At 29.9% G+C, this 18474-nt stretch carries 13 protein-coding genes and 1 riboswitch; of the genes, 3 read left to right on the forward strand and 10 right to left on the reverse strand.

Annotated features, from left to right (window positions below):
• Nucleotides 1–389: 389 nt before the first annotated feature.
• Nucleotides 390–638 (reverse strand): spore coat protein, encoded by a 249-nt coding sequence (locus tag ABV008_RS00005; protein ID WP_352417763.1) that lies wholly within the window; start codon nt 636–638, stop codon nt 390–392.
• A gap of 14 nt (nt 639–652) precedes the next feature.
• Nucleotides 653–859 (reverse strand): hypothetical protein, encoded by a 207-nt coding sequence (locus ABV008_RS00010; RefSeq protein ID WP_352417764.1) that lies wholly within the window; start codon nt 857–859, stop codon nt 653–655.
• 149 nt (nt 860–1008) lie between these two features.
• Nucleotides 1009–1112, forward strand: a riboswitch (SAM riboswitch).
• Nucleotides 1113–1209: 97 nt separating this feature from the next.
• On the opposite strand from ABV008_RS00010, the gene ABV008_RS00015 reads away from it, so the two are divergent.
• The 3 genes from ABV008_RS00015 to ABV008_RS00025 are packed head-to-tail and all read left to right on the forward strand — an operon-like array spanning nt 1210 to nt 3687.
• Nucleotides 1210–2223 carry a methionine ABC transporter ATP-binding protein gene (locus tag ABV008_RS00015; protein ID WP_352417765.1) on the forward strand — a complete coding sequence of 338 codons (1014 nt, stop codon included), beginning with the start codon at nt 1210–1212 and terminating at the stop codon, nt 2221–2223.
• A complete protein-coding gene (locus ABV008_RS00020; RefSeq protein ID WP_352417766.1) occupies nt 2216–2869 on the forward strand; it encodes a methionine ABC transporter permease in 654 nt (217 codons plus the stop codon). Before ABV008_RS00015 ends, ABV008_RS00020 begins: the two co-directional genes overlap by 8 nt.
• Nucleotides 2870–2883: 14 nt before the next feature.
• Complete coding sequence (locus tag ABV008_RS00025) at nt 2884–3687, forward strand: MetQ/NlpA family ABC transporter substrate-binding protein (protein ID WP_352417767.1); 804 nt, start codon at nt 2884–2886, stop codon at nt 3685–3687.
• Between the two features lie 136 nt (nt 3688–3823).
• On the opposite strand, the gene ABV008_RS00030 is transcribed toward ABV008_RS00025, so the two are convergent.
• The 8 genes from ABV008_RS00030 to ABV008_RS00065 form a co-directional block, all read right to left on the reverse strand.
• Nucleotides 3824–8263, reverse strand: a complete 4440-nt coding sequence (locus ABV008_RS00030; RefSeq protein ID WP_352417768.1) for a coiled-coil domain-containing protein — start codon at nt 8261–8263, stop codon at nt 3824–3826.
• Nucleotides 8241–9002, reverse strand: coding sequence for a DUF6063 family protein (locus ABV008_RS00035; protein ID WP_352417769.1), 762 nt, complete (start codon nt 9000–9002; stop codon nt 8241–8243). Before ABV008_RS00035 ends, ABV008_RS00030 begins: the two co-directional genes overlap by 23 nt.
• An 11-nt stretch (nt 9003–9013) precedes the next feature.
• Entirely contained in the window at nt 9014–10501 is a 1488-nt protein-coding gene (locus ABV008_RS00040; protein WP_352417770.1) for a replicative DNA helicase, read from the reverse strand.
• A complete protein-coding gene (locus ABV008_RS00045; RefSeq protein ID WP_352417771.1) occupies nt 10498–11511 on the reverse strand; it encodes a Wadjet anti-phage system protein JetD domain-containing protein in 1014 nt (337 codons plus the stop codon). The genes ABV008_RS00040 and ABV008_RS00045 overlap by 4 nt, the downstream gene beginning before the upstream one ends.
• Before the next feature lie 237 nt (nt 11512–11748).
• A complete protein-coding gene (gene ppsA / locus ABV008_RS00050; RefSeq protein ID WP_352417772.1) occupies nt 11749–14094 on the reverse strand; it encodes a phosphoenolpyruvate synthase in 2346 nt (781 codons plus the stop codon).
• 221 nt (nt 14095–14315) lie between these two features.
• Nucleotides 14316–15719: a L,D-transpeptidase gene (locus ABV008_RS00055; protein WP_352417773.1), complete on the reverse strand. Its 1404-nt coding sequence runs from the start codon at nt 15717–15719 to the stop codon at nt 14316–14318.
• A gap of 125 nt (nt 15720–15844) precedes the next feature.
• A complete protein-coding gene (locus ABV008_RS00060; protein ID WP_352417774.1) occupies nt 15845–16726 on the reverse strand; it encodes a YitT family protein in 882 nt (293 codons plus the stop codon).
• 196 nt (nt 16727–16922) lie between these two features.
• Nucleotides 16923–18467 carry an AbgT family transporter gene (locus ABV008_RS00065; RefSeq protein ID WP_352417775.1) on the reverse strand — a complete coding sequence of 515 codons (1545 nt, stop codon included), beginning with the start codon at nt 18465–18467 and terminating at the stop codon, nt 16923–16925.
• Nucleotides 18468–18474 lie beyond the last annotated feature (7 nt).

Raw genomic sequence — 18474 nt, forward strand, 5'->3', positions numbered from 1 at the left:
TTTTGAGTTCCCTTCGCCCTTGTTAATTTTTCTTTAGCATTTTCTTATTTTTGTCAAGGGTGGCGGGAGAACCTACTAGAAATTTGCTTTAGATGCACTATTTTTTGACTCTTATTTTTTCATAGAACTTTTTACATTACCAGGAAGGTATGTGCAAATTGGAAACTTAAAAATAAGCTCCGCTCTATTTTCCTTCCTAATCTCTCTGGATCAGATTAAAGGCTTTTAATATTGTCTGTAGGTAATATTATCACTGTAATAATAAAAAGTCAACTGAAATTTACACCAATATTGTCAAAAAAAATTAGATACTAAAACAAGAAATATTTTGAAGTAGTACTATTATCTTTAAAGAAAATGATAGTTGGGACTTAAAGGAAGTCCCAATCTTACGGTTGATTAAGTTGGTTTTTAATTTGGCTAACATCTTGTTGGCTAGCTGTTGGCGCAGGTGTATAATATCCTTTTTGCTCAGCTATTTGATATAACTGATATTGGAATTGTTCAGCTTCATCTCTAAGTTTTTGCAGAGCGCTTCTAAGTTGTTGATTTGAGCATTCAGCTATTGCCACTCCATATGATTGCATACTAGCCTTTGTCATTGATAATACGTCGTTTACAATATCTCTTTCTTGCAATTTAAATACCTCCTTTATATAGATTGAGTTAGGTTTTGTGCAGTAGTGTTTGCGTCTTGAGCCCCTTGACTTAACATTTGTTTAATCTGAGTATCTTGACACATGCTGGCATACTCATTTAACTTTGTTGTCATTAGCTTGTGACTACTAACTATCTCTCTTAAGTTTTGAAGTTCCATTTGATTAATTTGATTTAATTTAAGAGGATTTTGTAAAGCCATAGAATCTCTCCTTTCTTTTTTTGTTCTTTAATATTTTGTCTCAAAATTTTAAAAATTATTATAGAAAAAATCAATAAAAGGTATTGACAAAACACATGTAAAAAACTAAAATATATGAATATAGTATAAACAATAAATCTAATATTAAACTCTTATCAAGAGAGGTGGAGGGACTGGCCCAATGAAACCCAGCAACCGGTGTTGTAAACACAAGGTGCTAATTCCAGCAGCATTATTTGCTGAAAGATGAGAGAGGACTGACAGAATATGTTTTTTACCTCTTTCAAATGAAAGAGGTTTTTTTATTATTTGGAAGATACAGTTCAGTAATTCGTTAAAGGAGTGAAGTTATGATTGAAATTAAGAATTTAAGTAAGACCTTCAATAGTAAATCTTCTGAAGTAAAAGCTTTAAAAAATATTAATCTACAAATTAATAAAGGCGAGATATTTGGGATAATCGGTCTTAGTGGCGCAGGCAAATCTACTCTTATAAGGACTATTAATAGATTAGAGGAGCCAACAGAAGGTTCAATTATTATTGAAGGTAAAGATATTACTAAGCTAGATAAGACAGATTTAAGAAATACAAGAAAAGAAATAGGAATGATTTTTCAACATTTTAATTTGTTAAGTTCAAGAACAGTCTTCCAAAACATTGCATTTCCTTTAGAGATAAATGGCTATGATAAAAATTATATTGAAAAAAGAGTAAATGAACTACTTAAGGTTGTGGAATTAACAGACAAAAAAAATGCATATCCATCACAGTTAAGTGGCGGTCAAAAGCAAAGAGTTGCCATTGCTAGAGCATTGGCAGATAATCCTAAGATACTACTATGTGATGAGGCTACATCTGCACTAGATCCAAAGACCACTAAAGCAATACTCAATTTACTAAAAAAAATTCAAAAGGAATTTAATTTAACAGTAGTCCTTATAACTCATCAAATGGAGGTTATCAAGGAAGTTTGCAACAGAGTAGCAATAATTGAGGCTGGCAAAATCATTGAACTTAATACAGTAGAAGAAATATTTGCTAGACCTAAAACTAACACTGCAAAAGCCTTTATTTCTCATATTCACAGAAGTAGCGAAGGAGAGATAATATATCCAACAACTCCAGGCTCCACTGTAATTAAGTTAGGCTATTTAGGAGATTCATCTAAAAAGCCTATTATATCAAGTTTAATTAGAAACTTTGATATAGATATAAACATATTATCGGGAGATATAGATGAATTACAGTCTACTAGTGTAGGAAATCTTCTAATTCAGGTTATGGGAAATAATGAAGAAAAAGAAAAAGCTTTTGAATGGATTAAGGAACAAAATATTGACCTAGAGGTGATATGGAATGGATAATCTTATTTCTCTTTTACTTCCTTCTTTGTGGGAGACTATTTCAATGGTGGCTTTATCAACTATTTTTTCGTTATTATTAGGCTTTCCTCTAGGTATCCTATTAGTTATCACGGAGAAAGATGGAGTATGGGAAAAACCAGCATTGAATTCTGTATTAAGTGCTGTAATAAATATATTGCGTTCATTTCCATTTATTATATTAATGATATTTGTAATGCCATTAACTAGAGCAATAGTTGGTAAAAGTATAGGAACCCTCGCAACTGTAGTCCCTTTATCTATTGCAGCAGCTCCTTTTGTAGCTAGGATTATAGAAGGGGCGCTAAAAGAAGTGGATAAAGGAATAATAGAAGCTATTTCTTCAATGGGCGCCTCTACATTTCAGATAATAACAAAGGTACTAATTCCAGAAGCTATGCCTTCGTTAGTACTTGGAATTACACTAACCATAATAAACTTAGTAGGATATTCTGCTATGGCTGGAGCAATAGGAGGAGGTGGACTAGGAGATTTAGCTATACGTTATGGTTATCATAGATTTCAAACTGACGTCATGATTGCTGCTGTAATTCTTATAATAATATTAGTTCAGGCAATACAATTTATAGGCAATACAATTTCATTACTGATTGATAAAAGAAAATAAGGAGGAATATAAAAATGAAAAAATCTTTAAATATTTTATTAGCAATTATTCTATTAACAGCTATAGTAATTACCGGCTGTCAATCAAAATCAAATGATGATAAAGTTATTAAAATAGGAGCATCACCTGAGCCACATGCTCAATTACTAAATTTAGTAGCTGATGATTTAAAAAATGAAGGTTATGAATTAAAAATAATAGAATTTACTGACTATGTAAAACCAAATTTTGCATTAGCTGAAAAGGAACTAGATGCAAATTTCTTCCAACATCTACCTTACTTACAGGACTTTAGCGAAAAAAACAATCTTGAGCTAGTTTCACTAGCAAATATTCACTTAGAGCCTATGGGATTTTATTCTAATAAGATTAAAGATATAAATGAACTAAAAGATGGTTCAGTAATTGCTATTCCTAATGATACAGTAAATGGTGGTAGAGCACTTCTATTGCTTGAAGATAAAGGATTAATTAAGCTTAAAGAAGGGGTAGGCCTCGACGCAACAAAAGAAGATATTGCTGAAAACCCAAAAGCTCTTGAATTTGAAGCTCTTGAAGCTGCTCAATTACCTAGAGCATTAGATGACGTAGACGCTGCAATAATAAATGGTAACTATGCATTACAAGCTGGTTTATCTCCTACTAAGGATGCTATCCTCATAGAAAGAGCAGATTCTCCTTATGCTAACATTATTGCCGTAAGAAAAGGTGAAGAAAACAACCCTAAACTTCAAGCTTTAGTTAAGGCTCTCCAATCAGAAGAAATTAGAGATTTTATTGAAAAAGAATATGGTGGCGGAGTTATTCCGTCTTTCTAAAATAAGTAAAGCCCTTCTGGTATTTAGCCAGAAGGGCTTTTTGATTGTATTATAGGTTTCTTATTTTATTTAATATTATTCTTTGTTCAACAGGTACAAAAAAATCAAGTCCTTTTAATTTTACATGACTGTTCCGCTAAATCATACTCATTTGCTCGATATCTCCAAGTCTCAAAAGTGCTTTTGGATCGTTGTCTTTGAAGAATGCGTAGTTTATTTCTTTCTCTTTAGTGAGTATTTGTGTTTCATTGTTTGAAGATGGACGAAGTCTGCAGCTGTAGACTACTGGGAAAAAATCTCTGATATATTTCCCTTCACTATGAGCTGTCAATGCTATTATTTGAAATCCTAATTGCTCTGCTATGAAAAATACTGGATCTAATACATGGTCGCTAGATGCTTCTCCAAATGGATTATCTAGAATAACTGTACGATTTCTTTTTTGACCAGTTGAAATACTTTGACTTTTTTCTGCCAGGTAGTTTAATATCCCTAGAAACAAAGACATATTTTTACTCCACCTTTCTCCGCCAGACCAACTGTTAGATTTTCCCCATGTTACTGGTATGCTGCTTACCTTGCCATCGTTGGTTACCTTCCTACATTTCACTTTTATCTTTTCATTTTCCATTACCACTTTTAGCAATTCTTTGCCTTGAAATTTGTTTTCTATATATTTTCTTACAATAGTTTTGTTTTCACTTCCATCTTCATCCTTAAATCTTATATCTTCAATATCTTTTAATAGCCAGTTAATATAATCTATAAGCTTTTGTTTTCCGACTTCATCTTCCCAAGTAGGAACATCTATGGTATATACTTCTTTCCATTTATCATCAACCTTTATTCTAGTTTTCTTAGGTATAATTCTAATTTCCTCTATCATTGTCTTTAAATAGGAATGAAGATGAGTTATAAAATGATTTATTTCCTTGTCATGTTGCAACATATCTTCCTCTAATATTCTAATTGTTTTGTCAATATTTTTATCCATTATTCTTTTCCACTTTGTTAATTCTTCAAAATCATCTTTATAATTAATGCCTGATATAGCCATGTTTTTAAGTCTAGGATCTGAAATGGAATTATTACAAAATGATTCAAATTTTAATTTTTCTTTTGAAACTCTTTCTTTTTTCTCCTTTACCATATAGTTAAAATTTTCTAAATCTTCTATAAGCCTATTGATATATTTTTTTCTATTGTATGGGATTTCTACTGTTATATCTTCAGGAAGTATACTTGGCTCAACTTTATTAGCCAGGTATTCATATCTTTCATTTTTCTTCTCTAATATGTCCAAAGCTTCCTTTATAGAATTGTATTTTCTGTTTAATTCTTCTTCCATTGACTTTAAATACTCATATCTTTTATCTAATTCTTGTTTTTTTTCATTGATTTTTTCTTTTACAACTTCTAAAGCTTCTATAAACTCCATAATTTCATCATGTTGTTTTAAAAAGTAATCTTTTCTATTATCATAATTATTTTCATCTTTTTTATATTCTTCTTTAACATTTTCCATTTCTCTCATGATCTTTTCGACTTTAGGATTAAGCAGATTTATTTCGTTTATTAATTCTTCAATTTCTTTATCCCCATATATAGGAAATATTATTTCTTCATCAATTGGATATTTAGCTCCTTTTATTTCGTTTTTTAAGTTTGTTTCGTATTCTTTTTTCATATTTAGGTTTTTATTTATATTGTCCTCTATATGATTTCTATCCTTTTGTTTTTTATCTAATCTATCTTTTATATCCTTTCTTTGTCTTTTTAACATTTCTATGGAAATATCTGATTTTATTGGCAATGAATTTTCTACTTCTAAATAGATTTCATGTACTAACAAGTCATCTTTTGACCTTTTAACTTCCTTTACCTTATTTTCTAAATTATTTATTCTTTTTTCATAATTATCTATTGATTTAGTTAGTTTTGATATATCTATTTTTTTTATATTTATTTGACTTTTCAATTCAAATATTTTGTTTTGAATCTCACCCACTTCCAGTTTTTGTTTAATATAGTCCATCGCCTTTTCTATTTTTTTGTTTAATATGGCTTTCTCCATATTCAATTCTTCGATTTCTTTGTTGATATTTTCCACTTCTTCGTCTATTTGTTCTATTCTTGTACTTTTAGTATTTACTACATCTTTTATATCATAAATCTTTTCTTCTATGTTCTTTAATTTATCTTTTAAAGGTCCTAAGTATTCTAAATATGGATATTTATTTAAAAACTCTATGATTTTTGTGTGCAGATTGTCATAATTATTTAATTCATTTTCTTTATCTTTTCTATTTTGAGTGACTATTTTAGCATTTTTGTAAAATTCATCTTTTTTATATTGAAACTCCTTTCTAACTATATTAGTCTCCCACATAGATGGGTAAAGGCAAATATAGTCATCTATTATTAGATTGTCGCTTTTAAGTATCTCTTGAGCTTTACTTTGAGATAGTATAATAATGGGATAAGTAATTTTGTCTATATTATTTTCTAACTTGTTTTTAAGTTTTATTTGCTCATTGTCTGCTACTACAACAATTGCAGCCCAATAGGGATATGTCTTATAATATTCTTTCTCGCTTTTATTCGTAGTGTTAGCTACTCTTTCAATATATTTAGTTCCAGATTCTAAAAACCCAAATTGATCTTTCCATTCATATATCCATTTGCCTAACAAAGGCTCTACGGTAAAATATCGATTATCTTTATAGTCATCTATAAATCTATGAAATAATCTCTCTTTAATAATTAAATCTTCTTTTTCTTTTCTAAGCTTTTCACATTTATTTTCCAAAGTGCTGATTATTTGTTCTTGCTTTGTATATATACTATTTATATGAAATAGATTTGAAATATTTTCTTTTATGATTAATAATAATTCTTTTTCTTGTTCTTCTATATTATTTATTTTTTCTTTTGAAATATCTTTATCGGTAGAAAGAGTATCTAATTCTTCCCTATGTTCTTTTAGCTGTAATCTGAGTTTATTTTTTTTAGCTTTTAAGTACTTAATTCTTTCTTGAATATCTACTGAGTACTTTTCAATAAAACCAACTTTATCTGACCATTTTGGATATTCGTCTTCTATTTTTTCAATTTCTGGATTTGAAAGTATTTCTTTGTTTATTATTTTCATGCTTTCTGTTTTTGTTTTAACATTCTGATCATGTCTAATTTGAGACTCTACTAATTCATCATATTTATCATCTGTTTTTTCTTTGTCCAATTTAAGATTTTTTAATTGTTCTTCATGTTTTTTTTTCTGATTTTCTAATATATCAGTTTCTTCATTTAGTTTGTTAATTTCAATATCATAATAACTTTTTATATGAGAGGAGTTTAAATGGAGTTGTTCTTCTATAATATTTATTTCTTCGTCTTTTTCTAAGTTTTTCAATTGATTTTGATATAGAATAATTTCATCTTCTAATTCTTTTATATTTTTCTTATACTTAGCTATTTTTAAATTTTGTTTTCTAGTTTCTTTGATATCCAGTTGCTCTTTATAACCTTCAAAATTTTTAAGTATTTCTTCGTATTTATATTTAGATAATGAAAGCTTATTTTTTAACAAAGCTAGTTCATAGGAATCTTTCATCCTATTTAATTCATTACATTCATATTTATACTTATCTTGAGCTTTTATATTGTCTTCTAGATCAATTTTCGTGCCTTTTTGTTCATTAGAAATATAATGATATAAAGCTTTTCCATATGATTTTTGGCTATTGAATTGTTCTTCTATCTTATAGTGATCACTATATGTGTTTACGTATTCTGCAATCTTATCTTGAATTCGTCTACTTTCATCAATACTTTCCTTGAGGTGCTTATGTTGTTTGAAATGTTCTCTTTGTTCTTCAAAAGTGCTAACAAAATCCTCTGTTCCATTTCCTGCCATTGCTTCTTCCACTACTGGAATTAAAAGCTTGTCAACAAGATTGTCGGTTGTTCTGCAGCCTTCAAAAAATTTATCTATTCCACCTTCTTCTCCGTTGATAATCCCTATTCTTCTCCATTCTTTGGGTATTATTTTGAAGTTTTCTTCAATATATTTATGATATTCTTTTATATTAGAAAATATTTTAGCATTTATATGTTCTCGGCACATTAATTGATAATAATCTCCCAATTCTTCTCTGCTTGCTGGTCGCTTATTTCCATCAATAGTATCTTTTATAAAGGGAATATTTTCTATTGAATTTTTATCATCATATCCATATTCATACACATATTTATATGAGTCCAATTTCCCATTATTTAAATATAAAGTAACAGCAGTTAATGCATATCTTCTAGGTTTTTCATTGATAATCCATTCTATGGCTATATGACAAGGACTTCCTTCTAAGGATAGAGTATCTCTTATTTTTCTATCGCCAAGGTCTGCATGTGGAAGTATTGCTTGAATTGCTATTTGTATAAAAGTAGTCTTTCCTCCGCCATTTTCTAATAAAACTGCTCCATTATGTCCATCAAACACAAATAATTCATCATTATATCTTTTTTCTCCATTATCATATATGGCATTAGTAAATCTAATCTTGGATATGGATGGCATCTTTAGCCTCTCTCCTTTCCCTTTGAAGTCCGTACATGAAATCTAATATACCTCTATTGTATTCATAATCCATATAGTATCGTTGTATAATAGTCTTTGATTTTTCTGTAAGTTCTATCTCATCGTTTCCTATATCTAATATAAGATTTTGAGCTTCCAAAAAACTTTTCACTGTACTTAAAAAGCTAAGTCTACTATTAGTTCTAGCATCTTGTACTTTTACACCTTCTCTTATATCATCTAGAGCATTCCACTCTTCTAATACGCTTACCCAATTATACTCATATTCTTTTTCAAGTTCTTTTAATTCTTCTTTATCTATTTCTTCTAAAGTCATCATGTAATTATTAACTGCTACAAGCCATTTATTTATAGGTAAAAAGCTTCTTGTTGGTTCTAAACTTTGATAGCTGTCATAAAATTCACCAAACAAAATTATTATTGTTACATACATTAAATATATATATAAATTTTTCTGTTGCCTAGATGGAAGATATCTTTTCTTTAGTTCTTCATTAGATATATGAAATGGAGAACTGACAGCTATGGGGACCATATATATGTATTCTCCTGCTAAAATAATTGTACAATTTACTTCATGGGCAAATCTATCTACTAATTCTCTGATTTTGTCATCAACTATATATGCTCTAATCTCGTCTCTATCTTCATAGCCTTTATGAGCTAGATTTGAATAAATATTGAAAGCTTCAATAACTTCTTTGCCTTTAAATTCCATTATTATACTCCTTATAATTTTAAAATCATATTTTTTATTTTAAATCTATCATTTACTTCCAGTATATTGTTTGATTCTACTACATTTAAACTTTTGTATTTATCAATTAAAAGCTTTGTCGCTTCTTTAAATAATCCAGTATGATTATCTTCATTTTTATCTATCAATATAGGTGATGCTTGGTGAAGGATTATCCAAAAATCATAAAAAACTCTTTCATCTAGTATATAGTTATGATTTAATTTCATATATTCTATAACCTGAGATAAGTCTATCTGATTTCTATCTCCTAATATTTCTAATATAACCTCCATTATCTTTTTAAAATTATGTATTGTAATCTCTTTATACTCATTTAATACTTCTTCATCTATAGGCTCAACAAACTCATATGTCTTTTCCTCATCTTTATCGCCCCCTATTCTCTGCTCCCAAAACACACTAATGGGAGACCAAGAAGTATGTGCCCCAAGAAATATAAACGGTTTAATTAATTGTCCTGAAGATTCGAGAGGTAATGGTGTAGATATAAGTCTATTGGTTATCTCTTGTTTAAAATTAAAGCTTTCTAATCCCATAAAGTATAATGATTCTTGTGCAGCCTCCAGAGCATTTATCTTTAAAGTGATACTCTCTTTAAGCAATTTTCTATGTTCACTATGAACCTTGTCCAATTCTTTGTCTATTTTAATAACTAATTCATAAGCCTTTTTGTCTTTTTCATCTTTAATTTCATATTCCATTGCATTTTTGGTATCTTTTACAAAGGATTCTAATTCATCAAATTCTTCATTTTCTCTTACAAGTCTAATGTTTATATCTTCTACTAATTCTCTGTATCTTTTATAGGTTTCTTCTGATACGATATTTCTATTTATATCATGCTTGATTTTAAATATTCTATCTTTTAAATTTTCTACTGATAATCTCATTTCATCTATTTGTCTTAATGCTCCTACAAATTCTCCCTTTTCTAATTGTTTTCTAAGTAAGAGTTGGCTTATAGATAGTTGAAATTCACTAAAATATTCCTTTGTGGCAAATACTAATTCTAGCCCTTCTTCATCTAAGGTATAATATTGGGTATTTGATTTTATGTCTGATTTGTTTGCTTTCAATATTGAGTAATAGATAGTTTCTTCTTGCCCATTTTCCCAATTATAAAAGGTTTTAGAGTTTCTTTCACCACTAGGTGGACGGAAAACATCTATTATATTTCTAGCTACTTTTCTAAAATCTTCTATATCCAAATCTATTTTATCATTATTCATTTCATAAAAGAATTCTGCTAATTCATTTACACCTACTTCCTTGTTTCTTATTATCATATTTTCAAAAAAGAATAAAAGTGTTATAAAACCTAAGCTATAATAATCAATAGGATTTTCGCTATTATCTTTTTCCCTTTTCCTTTTTAATTCTAATAACGGTTCATAAATAGAAAGTCTGCAAATTCTTTCTCTATAGTTTTCTAGAACTTCATTAGGTCCAACCTTCATTCTATATTCCTCCATATAGTTTGTAATTCTTCTTTATTTAAACCTTCTTGAGGATAATATCCACCTTTCTTTAAAGTATTCATTATTTTTTCTTTATTGGAATTATTAAATTTAAGCAGGAAACTATCTATTGCATCTTTATTAAAAATCTGGCTTTCTTTTCCATAAGAACAAGGTTTTTTAAGTAAATATTCATAAAACTCTATACCCAAAATAATTGGTCTTCTACAATTTAATCCATGCCAAATAGATATACCTTCAAAATCCAAATCTCCAAAATAATAAATTTTATTATCTTTGTCTGTCAACCCAAGTTGTTTTTCAAATACAGCTATTCCTCCTAATACTTTCCACCCTGCTCCATATACTAAAGATGAAAATCTTGTATTTTCTATATCATCTATCAGTGCATAAAATGTAGCTTTATTTTCTACAATTAAATGGATATATTCTTTAGAATTACAAATTCTATTTTTATTAATAGCAATCATCAGTGGATCAGGAACAGGACTTATTTTTAATTTTTCTAATAATCCTATTCTTCCTAAAATTTCCCTTCCACCATTTTCATCTATCCATTTTTCATTACCTGTTATTTGATAGGAACGTTCTGGAGCAGTTACTTCCTCTATTGGAAGGCCCTGCTTTTTTAAATAAAGATTGACCTTTTTTATATAAGGTAAGTCTTTTTCCCATGTTTTTTTATCTAATGAAAAATATGCTTGTAAGTTTATATTTGAATTTAATATTAATTGATATGAAGCTATTTGATTAATAAGTTCTTCCCGAAAATAGGATTTATTTATTCTATAAGTATTAGCTAATGGAATTTTCTTGTTATTCGTTCCATGACTTTTTATAGGAAATAGTATTTTCATATTTACAAATTCATTTATAGTATTTGCAAAATCAATGTATTCAATATTACCTGGCAAAGTCTTTTCTATTTCTATAAGAGGGATTATTTTCTTTTTATAATTTTTCAAAAAATCTAATATCGTATTTTCCATTAGAATTTTTCTCCTCAGAATCTTAGTTTATTATTATTATATATTAAGCATTGGAAAAAATATAGTTTAAAAACTTCGGTAATCAATTATTAGTTTTATTACCAACCCCGCTGAGAGCACAGGGAAAAGTCGGTTTTCTGTTAAAGCGTGTTCGAGACTTTCACCCATTAAATTTCATCCATGCGGGCACACAGTAAAGCCCTTCTGAATTTTAGCCAGAAGGGCTTTTTGATTGTATTATAGGTTTCTTATTTTATTTAATATTATTCTTTGTTCAACAGATGCTACAAGTCTTCTTGTGTAGGCAACAGTATCAGGATTTACGCTCATGCTGTCTATTCCTTCTTGTACTAGGAATTCAGCGAATTCTGGATATTGAGATGGTCCTTGGCCACAGATTGATATAGTCTTTCCGTATTTATGAGCAGCTTTTATTAGTATAGATATTGCTCTCTTAACTGCTTCATTTCTTTCATCAAAGTATCCCATATTGTTTAGTATACCTGAGTCTCTATCAGCACCCATTGTAAGCTGTGTTAAGTCATTGCTTCCTATACTAAATCCGTCTACCATTTGAGCAAATTCTTCTGCTTCAAATACTACTGATGGTACTTCTGCCATTATCCATAGCTTAAAGTTTCTTCCTTGCTCTAGTCCTTCCTCTGCCATTATTTCTTTAACCTTTTTAAGTTCCCAAGTAGTTCTTACAAATGGAAGCATTACGTAAACATTAGTTAATCCGTATTCTTCTCTTACTTTTCTAATAGCTCTACATTCTAGTCTAAATCCTTCTTCATATTCAGGAGAAATATATCTAGATACTCCCCTCCAACCTATCATTGGATTAGCTTCTATTGGCTCAACTTCGTCTCCGCCCTTTAATCCTCTAAACTCATTTGTTCTGAAGTCGCTTAATCTAACTACTATAGGTCTTGGATATATTTCTTGTGCTACTGTTGTAATACCCTCTGCCATCTTGTCTATAAGGAGTTGACCTTGGCCAGTTTTTAATAGATACATTGGATGTGCACCTACTAGATTAGTAAATATAAACTCTGTTCTCATCAAGCCTATACCATCAAAAGGTAGATTCTTATATCTTCCAATCATTCCTGGCTCACCTAAATTCATGTATATCTTTGTAGCAGTAACTGGTGCTAGTTGATGAATTAAATCTTCACTGACAACACCTGCTGTGGAAACTGCTTTTTCTTCTTTATTTTGTTTTTCTTGAAGAACTAAACCTTTATAAACTACTCCTCTTGATGCGTCTACTGTTACTTCCATTCCTTCTGTCAATACTTCACTTGCATTTTTACCACCAACTATACATGGTATACCTAATTCTCTAGAGACAATAGCTGCATGACATGTTCTTCCACCCTCATCTGTAACTACTGCAGTAGCTTTTCTCATTGCAGGAACCATATCAGGATTTGTCATAACTGTAACTAGTATATCTCCATCCTGTACTCTATCTATTTCAGTAATATCTTTAATATTCCTAACTTTGCCGCTACTAATTCCAGGAGATGCAGGTAATCCTCTAACTAATGTGATTAATTCAGCAGTCATTTCTTTTTCCTCTCCCTTTAATGTAGTGATAGGTCTTGCTTGTAATATATATAGTTCCTCAGTATCAGCATCTAATGCCCATTCAATGTCTTGAGGTGATTTGTATAGTTCTTCTATTATCATTCCATTTTTGCCTAAGTTAGCTACCTCTAAGTCATTTAGACATGGAGCATTAACCTTGTCATGACCTAGGTATTCTTCTACTTTTACTTCAAGAGTTCCAACATCATCTATGTTTTTAATAACCATAGTATTTTTCTCTGCAATATTCTTTTCTACAGTAGCTAACGTCTTTTTATCAAGTATAAATTCATCAGGAGTAACTATACCTGACACTACTGCCTCACCAAGCCCCCAGCTAGCATTAATCATTATTTGACTTAAATCACTTGTAACAGGATTTGCTGTAAACATAACTCCTGATATTCTACTATTAACCATCTTTTGAACAACTACACTTAGTGCAACTTCTTCATGTTTAAATCCTTGATGTGCTCTATAGTAAATTGCTCTTGCAGTCCAAAGAGATGCCCAGCATCTTTTAATGTGACGTAGCACTTCTTCTATTCCGCTAATATGCAAATATGTATCTTGCTGACCAGCGAATGAAGCTTCTGGTAAATCTTCTGCTGTTGCAGAACTTCTAATAGCCACCTGTGGATTGCTTAAATTCACTTTTTTACTGAATTCTGTATATGCCTTAGTTATTTCTTCTTCTATTTCTCTTGGCATATCTGCTTTTATAATTAGTCCTCTTATACCAGCACTTTTAAGTTGAAGCTCTGAAGAATCTTCCATATCTAATCCTTCTAGCATACTTAAAATTTCGTTTTGTAAACCTGATTTACTAATAAAATCTGTATAAGCTGAAGCAGTAACACAAAATCCTGGAGGAACATTTGCTCCTTTTATTGTCAATTCACCAAGATTAGCACCTTTACCTCCAACAAGAGGTATATCTTCTTTGTTTATTTCATTAAACCACATTATATATTTGTATTCGCTCATTATCATTGCTCCCTTCACTTATTTCTTTATATATTATATCATATATATTTAAATGTGCTATACTTTTTAGAAAAAATTTTATAAATTTGTTAGTTTTCATACGTTTTATGAAGAAGCTACAAAATATAGTATGTCATATATGCTTTTATTTATATTATTTTGATAATGATTTTTATAGAAGCTTAAAAAAAGTCTTCTTATATGAAGAAGACTTTTTTTAACTAATCAATTACAATTACAGCGGTATCGTTTAAATCTGCCCAATCATATATAAATTTAGCATGGCTAGTATAATTTCTCACACATTTTGCCGATCTAGGAGTGGTTCCTATAGTTAAAAGGTACTCCTTCATTCCTGGGTCAATATTTTTTCCGTCCTCTTTCACATAATCCACTGGTATTCCATGTACATATGCTCCTGCAGAAAACCTTGTACCATAAGGTGCATATCCACCTATTTCTCCTGTTCTATGATTTAAGTAATAAAACCTATCTCTCTTTTGTAGGACTTTAAAGCTACCTATAGGTGTTTCATATTTATTATTTTCTGGAACTCCTGTTGTTGCAAGTGTATATGAAATCATTGTCCATCTGCCATTTCTATTTTCAAATAAAGCTTCATTTTGATTTGCTTTATCTACTACTATTGCTTTATCCAATCTATCTAAGTTATTATCAAAAGAAATAAATTGTTTAGGTATCCAGTAATCTCCTTTATATACAAGATTTCTAACTTTAAAATGTCCATTTGCTTCATCAAGGATAAAAACTAGCATACCATCAGGGAAATACCTAAAGTCATTTTTATCTTCGAGAGAATAATAAGCTGGAGCACTTTGATATGCTTGAATTCCAAATTCATCTAAAGCCTTTCCATTCTTTAATGGCGGAGAGCCGTTTCTATCTTTATAGTTAGATATATATCCGTATTCATACTGAGCTAATGTATTTTCTAATCTTTTTATTTCCTCAGTCATTCTGTCAAACCTAAATCTTCTAGGAATACCATTTCCATTAGTTACATATCCATATACGGTATCTCCATTTTCTTGCCAAGAGATTAAATGCCATTCTTGGTAACTATTCATGTTATTTAGATTTGCTACACCCTCTAATTTTATCTTAGAATACTGTGTTGCCTTTCCTAAAACATTTGCATCTAGATTAGGTGTTGCATAAATAGTAGCATTATCAGATGTAATCAACAAATAATCATAAGGTATGTCATAATTGTGATATCTTATATCTACATCTATATCATTTGGTATTTGAGTGACATACATATGTGCTGTCCCAGCTACATCAATATTATTAGCAAAGCTTTCTGGATTAATCCTATTAACATTTTCGCTATTTTTCTGAAACGAAATATCTTTTTTCTCTTTAGTAGTACTCAAATAGGAATTTGTGAGTTCCTCATCTTCACTAATGTCAATATAGTTTATATCGGATTCTAAATCATCTTCTTTTGCTATGTTATCTCCACCAGTACCTCCCTCATCAGCATCAATATTGGGACCACTTTTTTCTTGGTTATTTGGTTTTTCTAGCCTATTTAATCTACCTGTAGTACAAGATGTGAGAACTAAAACTAAAATTAACAAAATCCATAAATATTTCTTCATACTAAATACACCTCCCAGTGTATTTAGTTTAACCAAAAAAAATAAAAAAAGTATAAAAATGATTTTTTATACTTTAATTTATGACATAACAATTAAATATAATATTATTTATACTACATTCCTACCTACATCCCTACACTTTGAAAGCTGCTTCCTCTTACCTCCACTACATCATTTATAGTAAAGAAAGCTTTTGGATCTACCTCTTCTACTATGTCTTTTAATTTAGCAGTTTCACTTGATGTGACTATACAGTATATAACTTTTTTATTTTCTTTTGTATATCCACCCATTCCTTCTAAAAAAGTAACTCCTCTATGAAGTCTTTGAATTATTTCATCTGCCATTTCTTGTGATTTATCTGATACTATTACAACATTCTTTTTTACATTAAACCCAGTTTGAACCTTATCTAAAATTTTATAACCAATATACATTGCAATTAATGTATACATAGCTGATTTATAACCAAATAATAAAGATGAAAGTGAAATAATAACTGTATTTACTGTCATAAGTCCAGTTCCAATATTCATGTTTAATTTTTTCTTGAGAATAGCAGCTATTATGTCAAGTCCTCCTTGGCATGTTCTGTTTCTAAACATAAGTCCCATACCTACTCCGTTAAAAACTGCTCCAAAAATTGCGCCAAGTAATACATCATCAATTAAAAAGTATTTACCTATTCCATTTGTTATTGTCAGAAAAAATGATAATACAAATGTAGATATAAATGCATATGATATGAATTCCTTATCTATCATTCTGACTCCTACAATGAAGATTGGTAAATTTATCAAAAATACAGATATTCCAGATGGAATGCCTGTTAGGTATTGTATCATTATTCCTAAACCCCCAACTCCTCCACTCAAAAGCTTACTTGGAATAAAAAACACATTAAAAGCAATAGCACATAATAAATTTCCTAATACAATGAAAAATAATTTTTTTACAATATCTCTTGGTCTTTTGTGATTTGCTTCTTTAACTGATTCAATAGCCATTTTAAATTTCATTCTCCTTGTTAAATTATTTTCTGGATACTAAAAATGAGTTTTATTTTGTTAATTTTTATACCCACGAAAATAAATTCGTGGGTATTATGACATGTTTTATTATAACATATATATTTGTTTTTCTATATATGTTAATCTTCTTTTCTTCTTTAATTTCAGCATCCTTTCATTTTTTACTAAAATACTACATTCCTATAAAAGCACCTGGACCTAAAGGTAAGTTTAATAAATACCATACTATTAATAAACATGTCCATGATGCCAAAAATCCTATTGCTAATGGGAGCATTGTGGAAATTACAGTACCTAAACCAGCTCTTTTATCATAGCGCTGAGCACATATTATTATAAACGGCATAAATGGCTCTAATGGTGAAATTGAGTTTGTTACTGAGTCAGCTATACGATATGCAGCTTGAGTAAAGAATGGAGATAACTCAACTTGCATAAACATTGGCACAAATATTGGTGCCAATATTGCCCATTTTGCTGATGAACTCCCTATAAAGAAGTTTATAAATGACACTATAATAATAAAAGTAATAACTAATGGAACACCAACAAATCCACTTGCTTCTAAGAATTCAGCACCCTTTACTGCTAATAACAATCCTAAGTTTGAATATGAAAAGAATTCAACAAATTGTGCTGCAAAGAAACATAGTACTATAAACCCGGCGAATCCTTTCATAGAATTTGTCATATATTTTACAACATCATTAGAATTCTTAATTGCTTTTACAGTTATACCATATGCTAATGCTACTAATACAAACCAAGTAAATAATAGTGGTATCATAGATGAAAGGAATGGAGATGGTACTATTGTTCCTTTTACTGGATCTCTTAAAATACCATTTGTTGGGACAACCATCAGTGCAATTAAAATAAAATAAATTATAGTAACAATTCCAGCATTTCTTAATCCTTTACGCTCTTGAACAGTTATATCCATTAACTTTTCATCATCTTCACTTGATTCTCCAGCATTGCTAGAGTCGTATTTTCCTAATCTTGGTTCAACTATTTTTTCTATTATTATAGTACCTACTATTGATAGTAAAAATGTAGATGCTATCATGAAGTACCAGTTTACAGCTGGGTGTACTGCAAAATTCGGATCGATTATTTTAGCTGCTGATTCTGTTAATCCAGCTGACAAAATATCAGTTGGAGTAATTAAAAGGTTAGCACTTAACCCTGCTGCTACCCCAGCAAATCCTGCTGCAATACCTGCTATTGGGTGACGTTTTAATGCTTTAAATATTATTGCCCCTAATGGAGGAATTACAACAAAGGTAGCACTACCTGCAATATTACCCATAATACCAGAAAAAATCACTATAAATGTAACTAATGTCTTAGGCGCACCAACAATTGCGCTTCTAAGAACTGTTCTAAGTAATCCTGTTTCTTCTGCTAGTCCAAGACCAATCATCATAACAAGTACCATTCCTAATGGAGCAAACTTTGTAAAATTCTTTACAAGATTGCCCAATATCCATCTAAATCCTTCAGCAGATGCTAAGCTATTAATAGTTTGTGTTTCACCTGTTCCAGGATGAATAATTTCAGTTCCAGATGCTAAGGCTGATATAAGAATTACTGCCACAGACATGATTAAGAAAATGTAAATTGGATGCGGAAGCTTATTACCTATTCTTTCAATAGCTCCTAATACTCCGCCACTTTTCTTTTCTATCTTCTTTTCAGATTTAGCGTTGCTCATTTTATTG

Source organism: Proteiniborus sp. (assembly GCF_040308045.1).
In the GTDB taxonomy this organism is placed as follows: domain Bacteria; phylum Bacillota; class Clostridia; order Tissierellales; family Proteiniboraceae; genus Proteiniborus.

Bases quoted from the DNA above. Each gene is read 5' to 3' on its own strand.
- ABV008_RS00010 (WP_352417764.1), bottom strand. From the start codon at position 859: ATGGCTTTACAAAATCCTCTTAAATTAAATCAAATTAATCAAATGGAA.
- ABV008_RS00015 (WP_352417765.1), top strand. From the start codon at position 1,210: ATGATTGAAATTAAGAATTTAAGTAAGACCTTCAATAGTAAATCTTCT.
- ABV008_RS00020 (WP_352417766.1), top strand. From the start codon at position 2,216: ATGGATAATCTTATTTCTCTTTTACTTCCTTCTTTGTGGGAGACTATT.
- ABV008_RS00025 (WP_352417767.1), top strand. From the start codon at position 2,884: ATGAAAAAATCTTTAAATATTTTATTAGCAATTATTCTATTAACAGCT.
- ABV008_RS00030 (WP_352417768.1), bottom strand. From the start codon at position 8,263: ATGCCATCCATATCCAAGATTAGATTTACTAATGCCATATATGATAAT.
- ABV008_RS00035 (WP_352417769.1), bottom strand. From the start codon at position 9,002: ATGGAATTTAAAGGCAAAGAAGTTATTGAAGCTTTCAATATTTATTCA.
- ABV008_RS00040 (WP_352417770.1), bottom strand. From the start codon at position 10,501: ATGAAGGTTGGACCTAATGAAGTTCTAGAAAACTATAGAGAAAGAATT.
- ABV008_RS00045 (WP_352417771.1), bottom strand. From the start codon at position 11,511: ATGGAAAATACGATATTAGATTTTTTGAAAAATTATAAAAAGAAAATA.
- ppsA (WP_352417772.1), bottom strand. From the start codon at position 14,094: ATGAGCGAATACAAATATATAATGTGGTTTAATGAAATAAACAAAGAA.
- ABV008_RS00055 (WP_352417773.1), bottom strand. From the start codon at position 15,719: ATGAAGAAATATTTATGGATTTTGTTAATTTTAGTTTTAGTTCTCACA.
- ABV008_RS00060 (WP_352417774.1), bottom strand. From the start codon at position 16,726: ATGGCTATTGAATCAGTTAAAGAAGCAAATCACAAAAGACCAAGAGAT.
- ABV008_RS00065 (WP_352417775.1), bottom strand. From the start codon at position 18,467: ATGAGCAACGCTAAATCTGAAAAGAAGATAGAAAAGAAAAGTGGCGGA.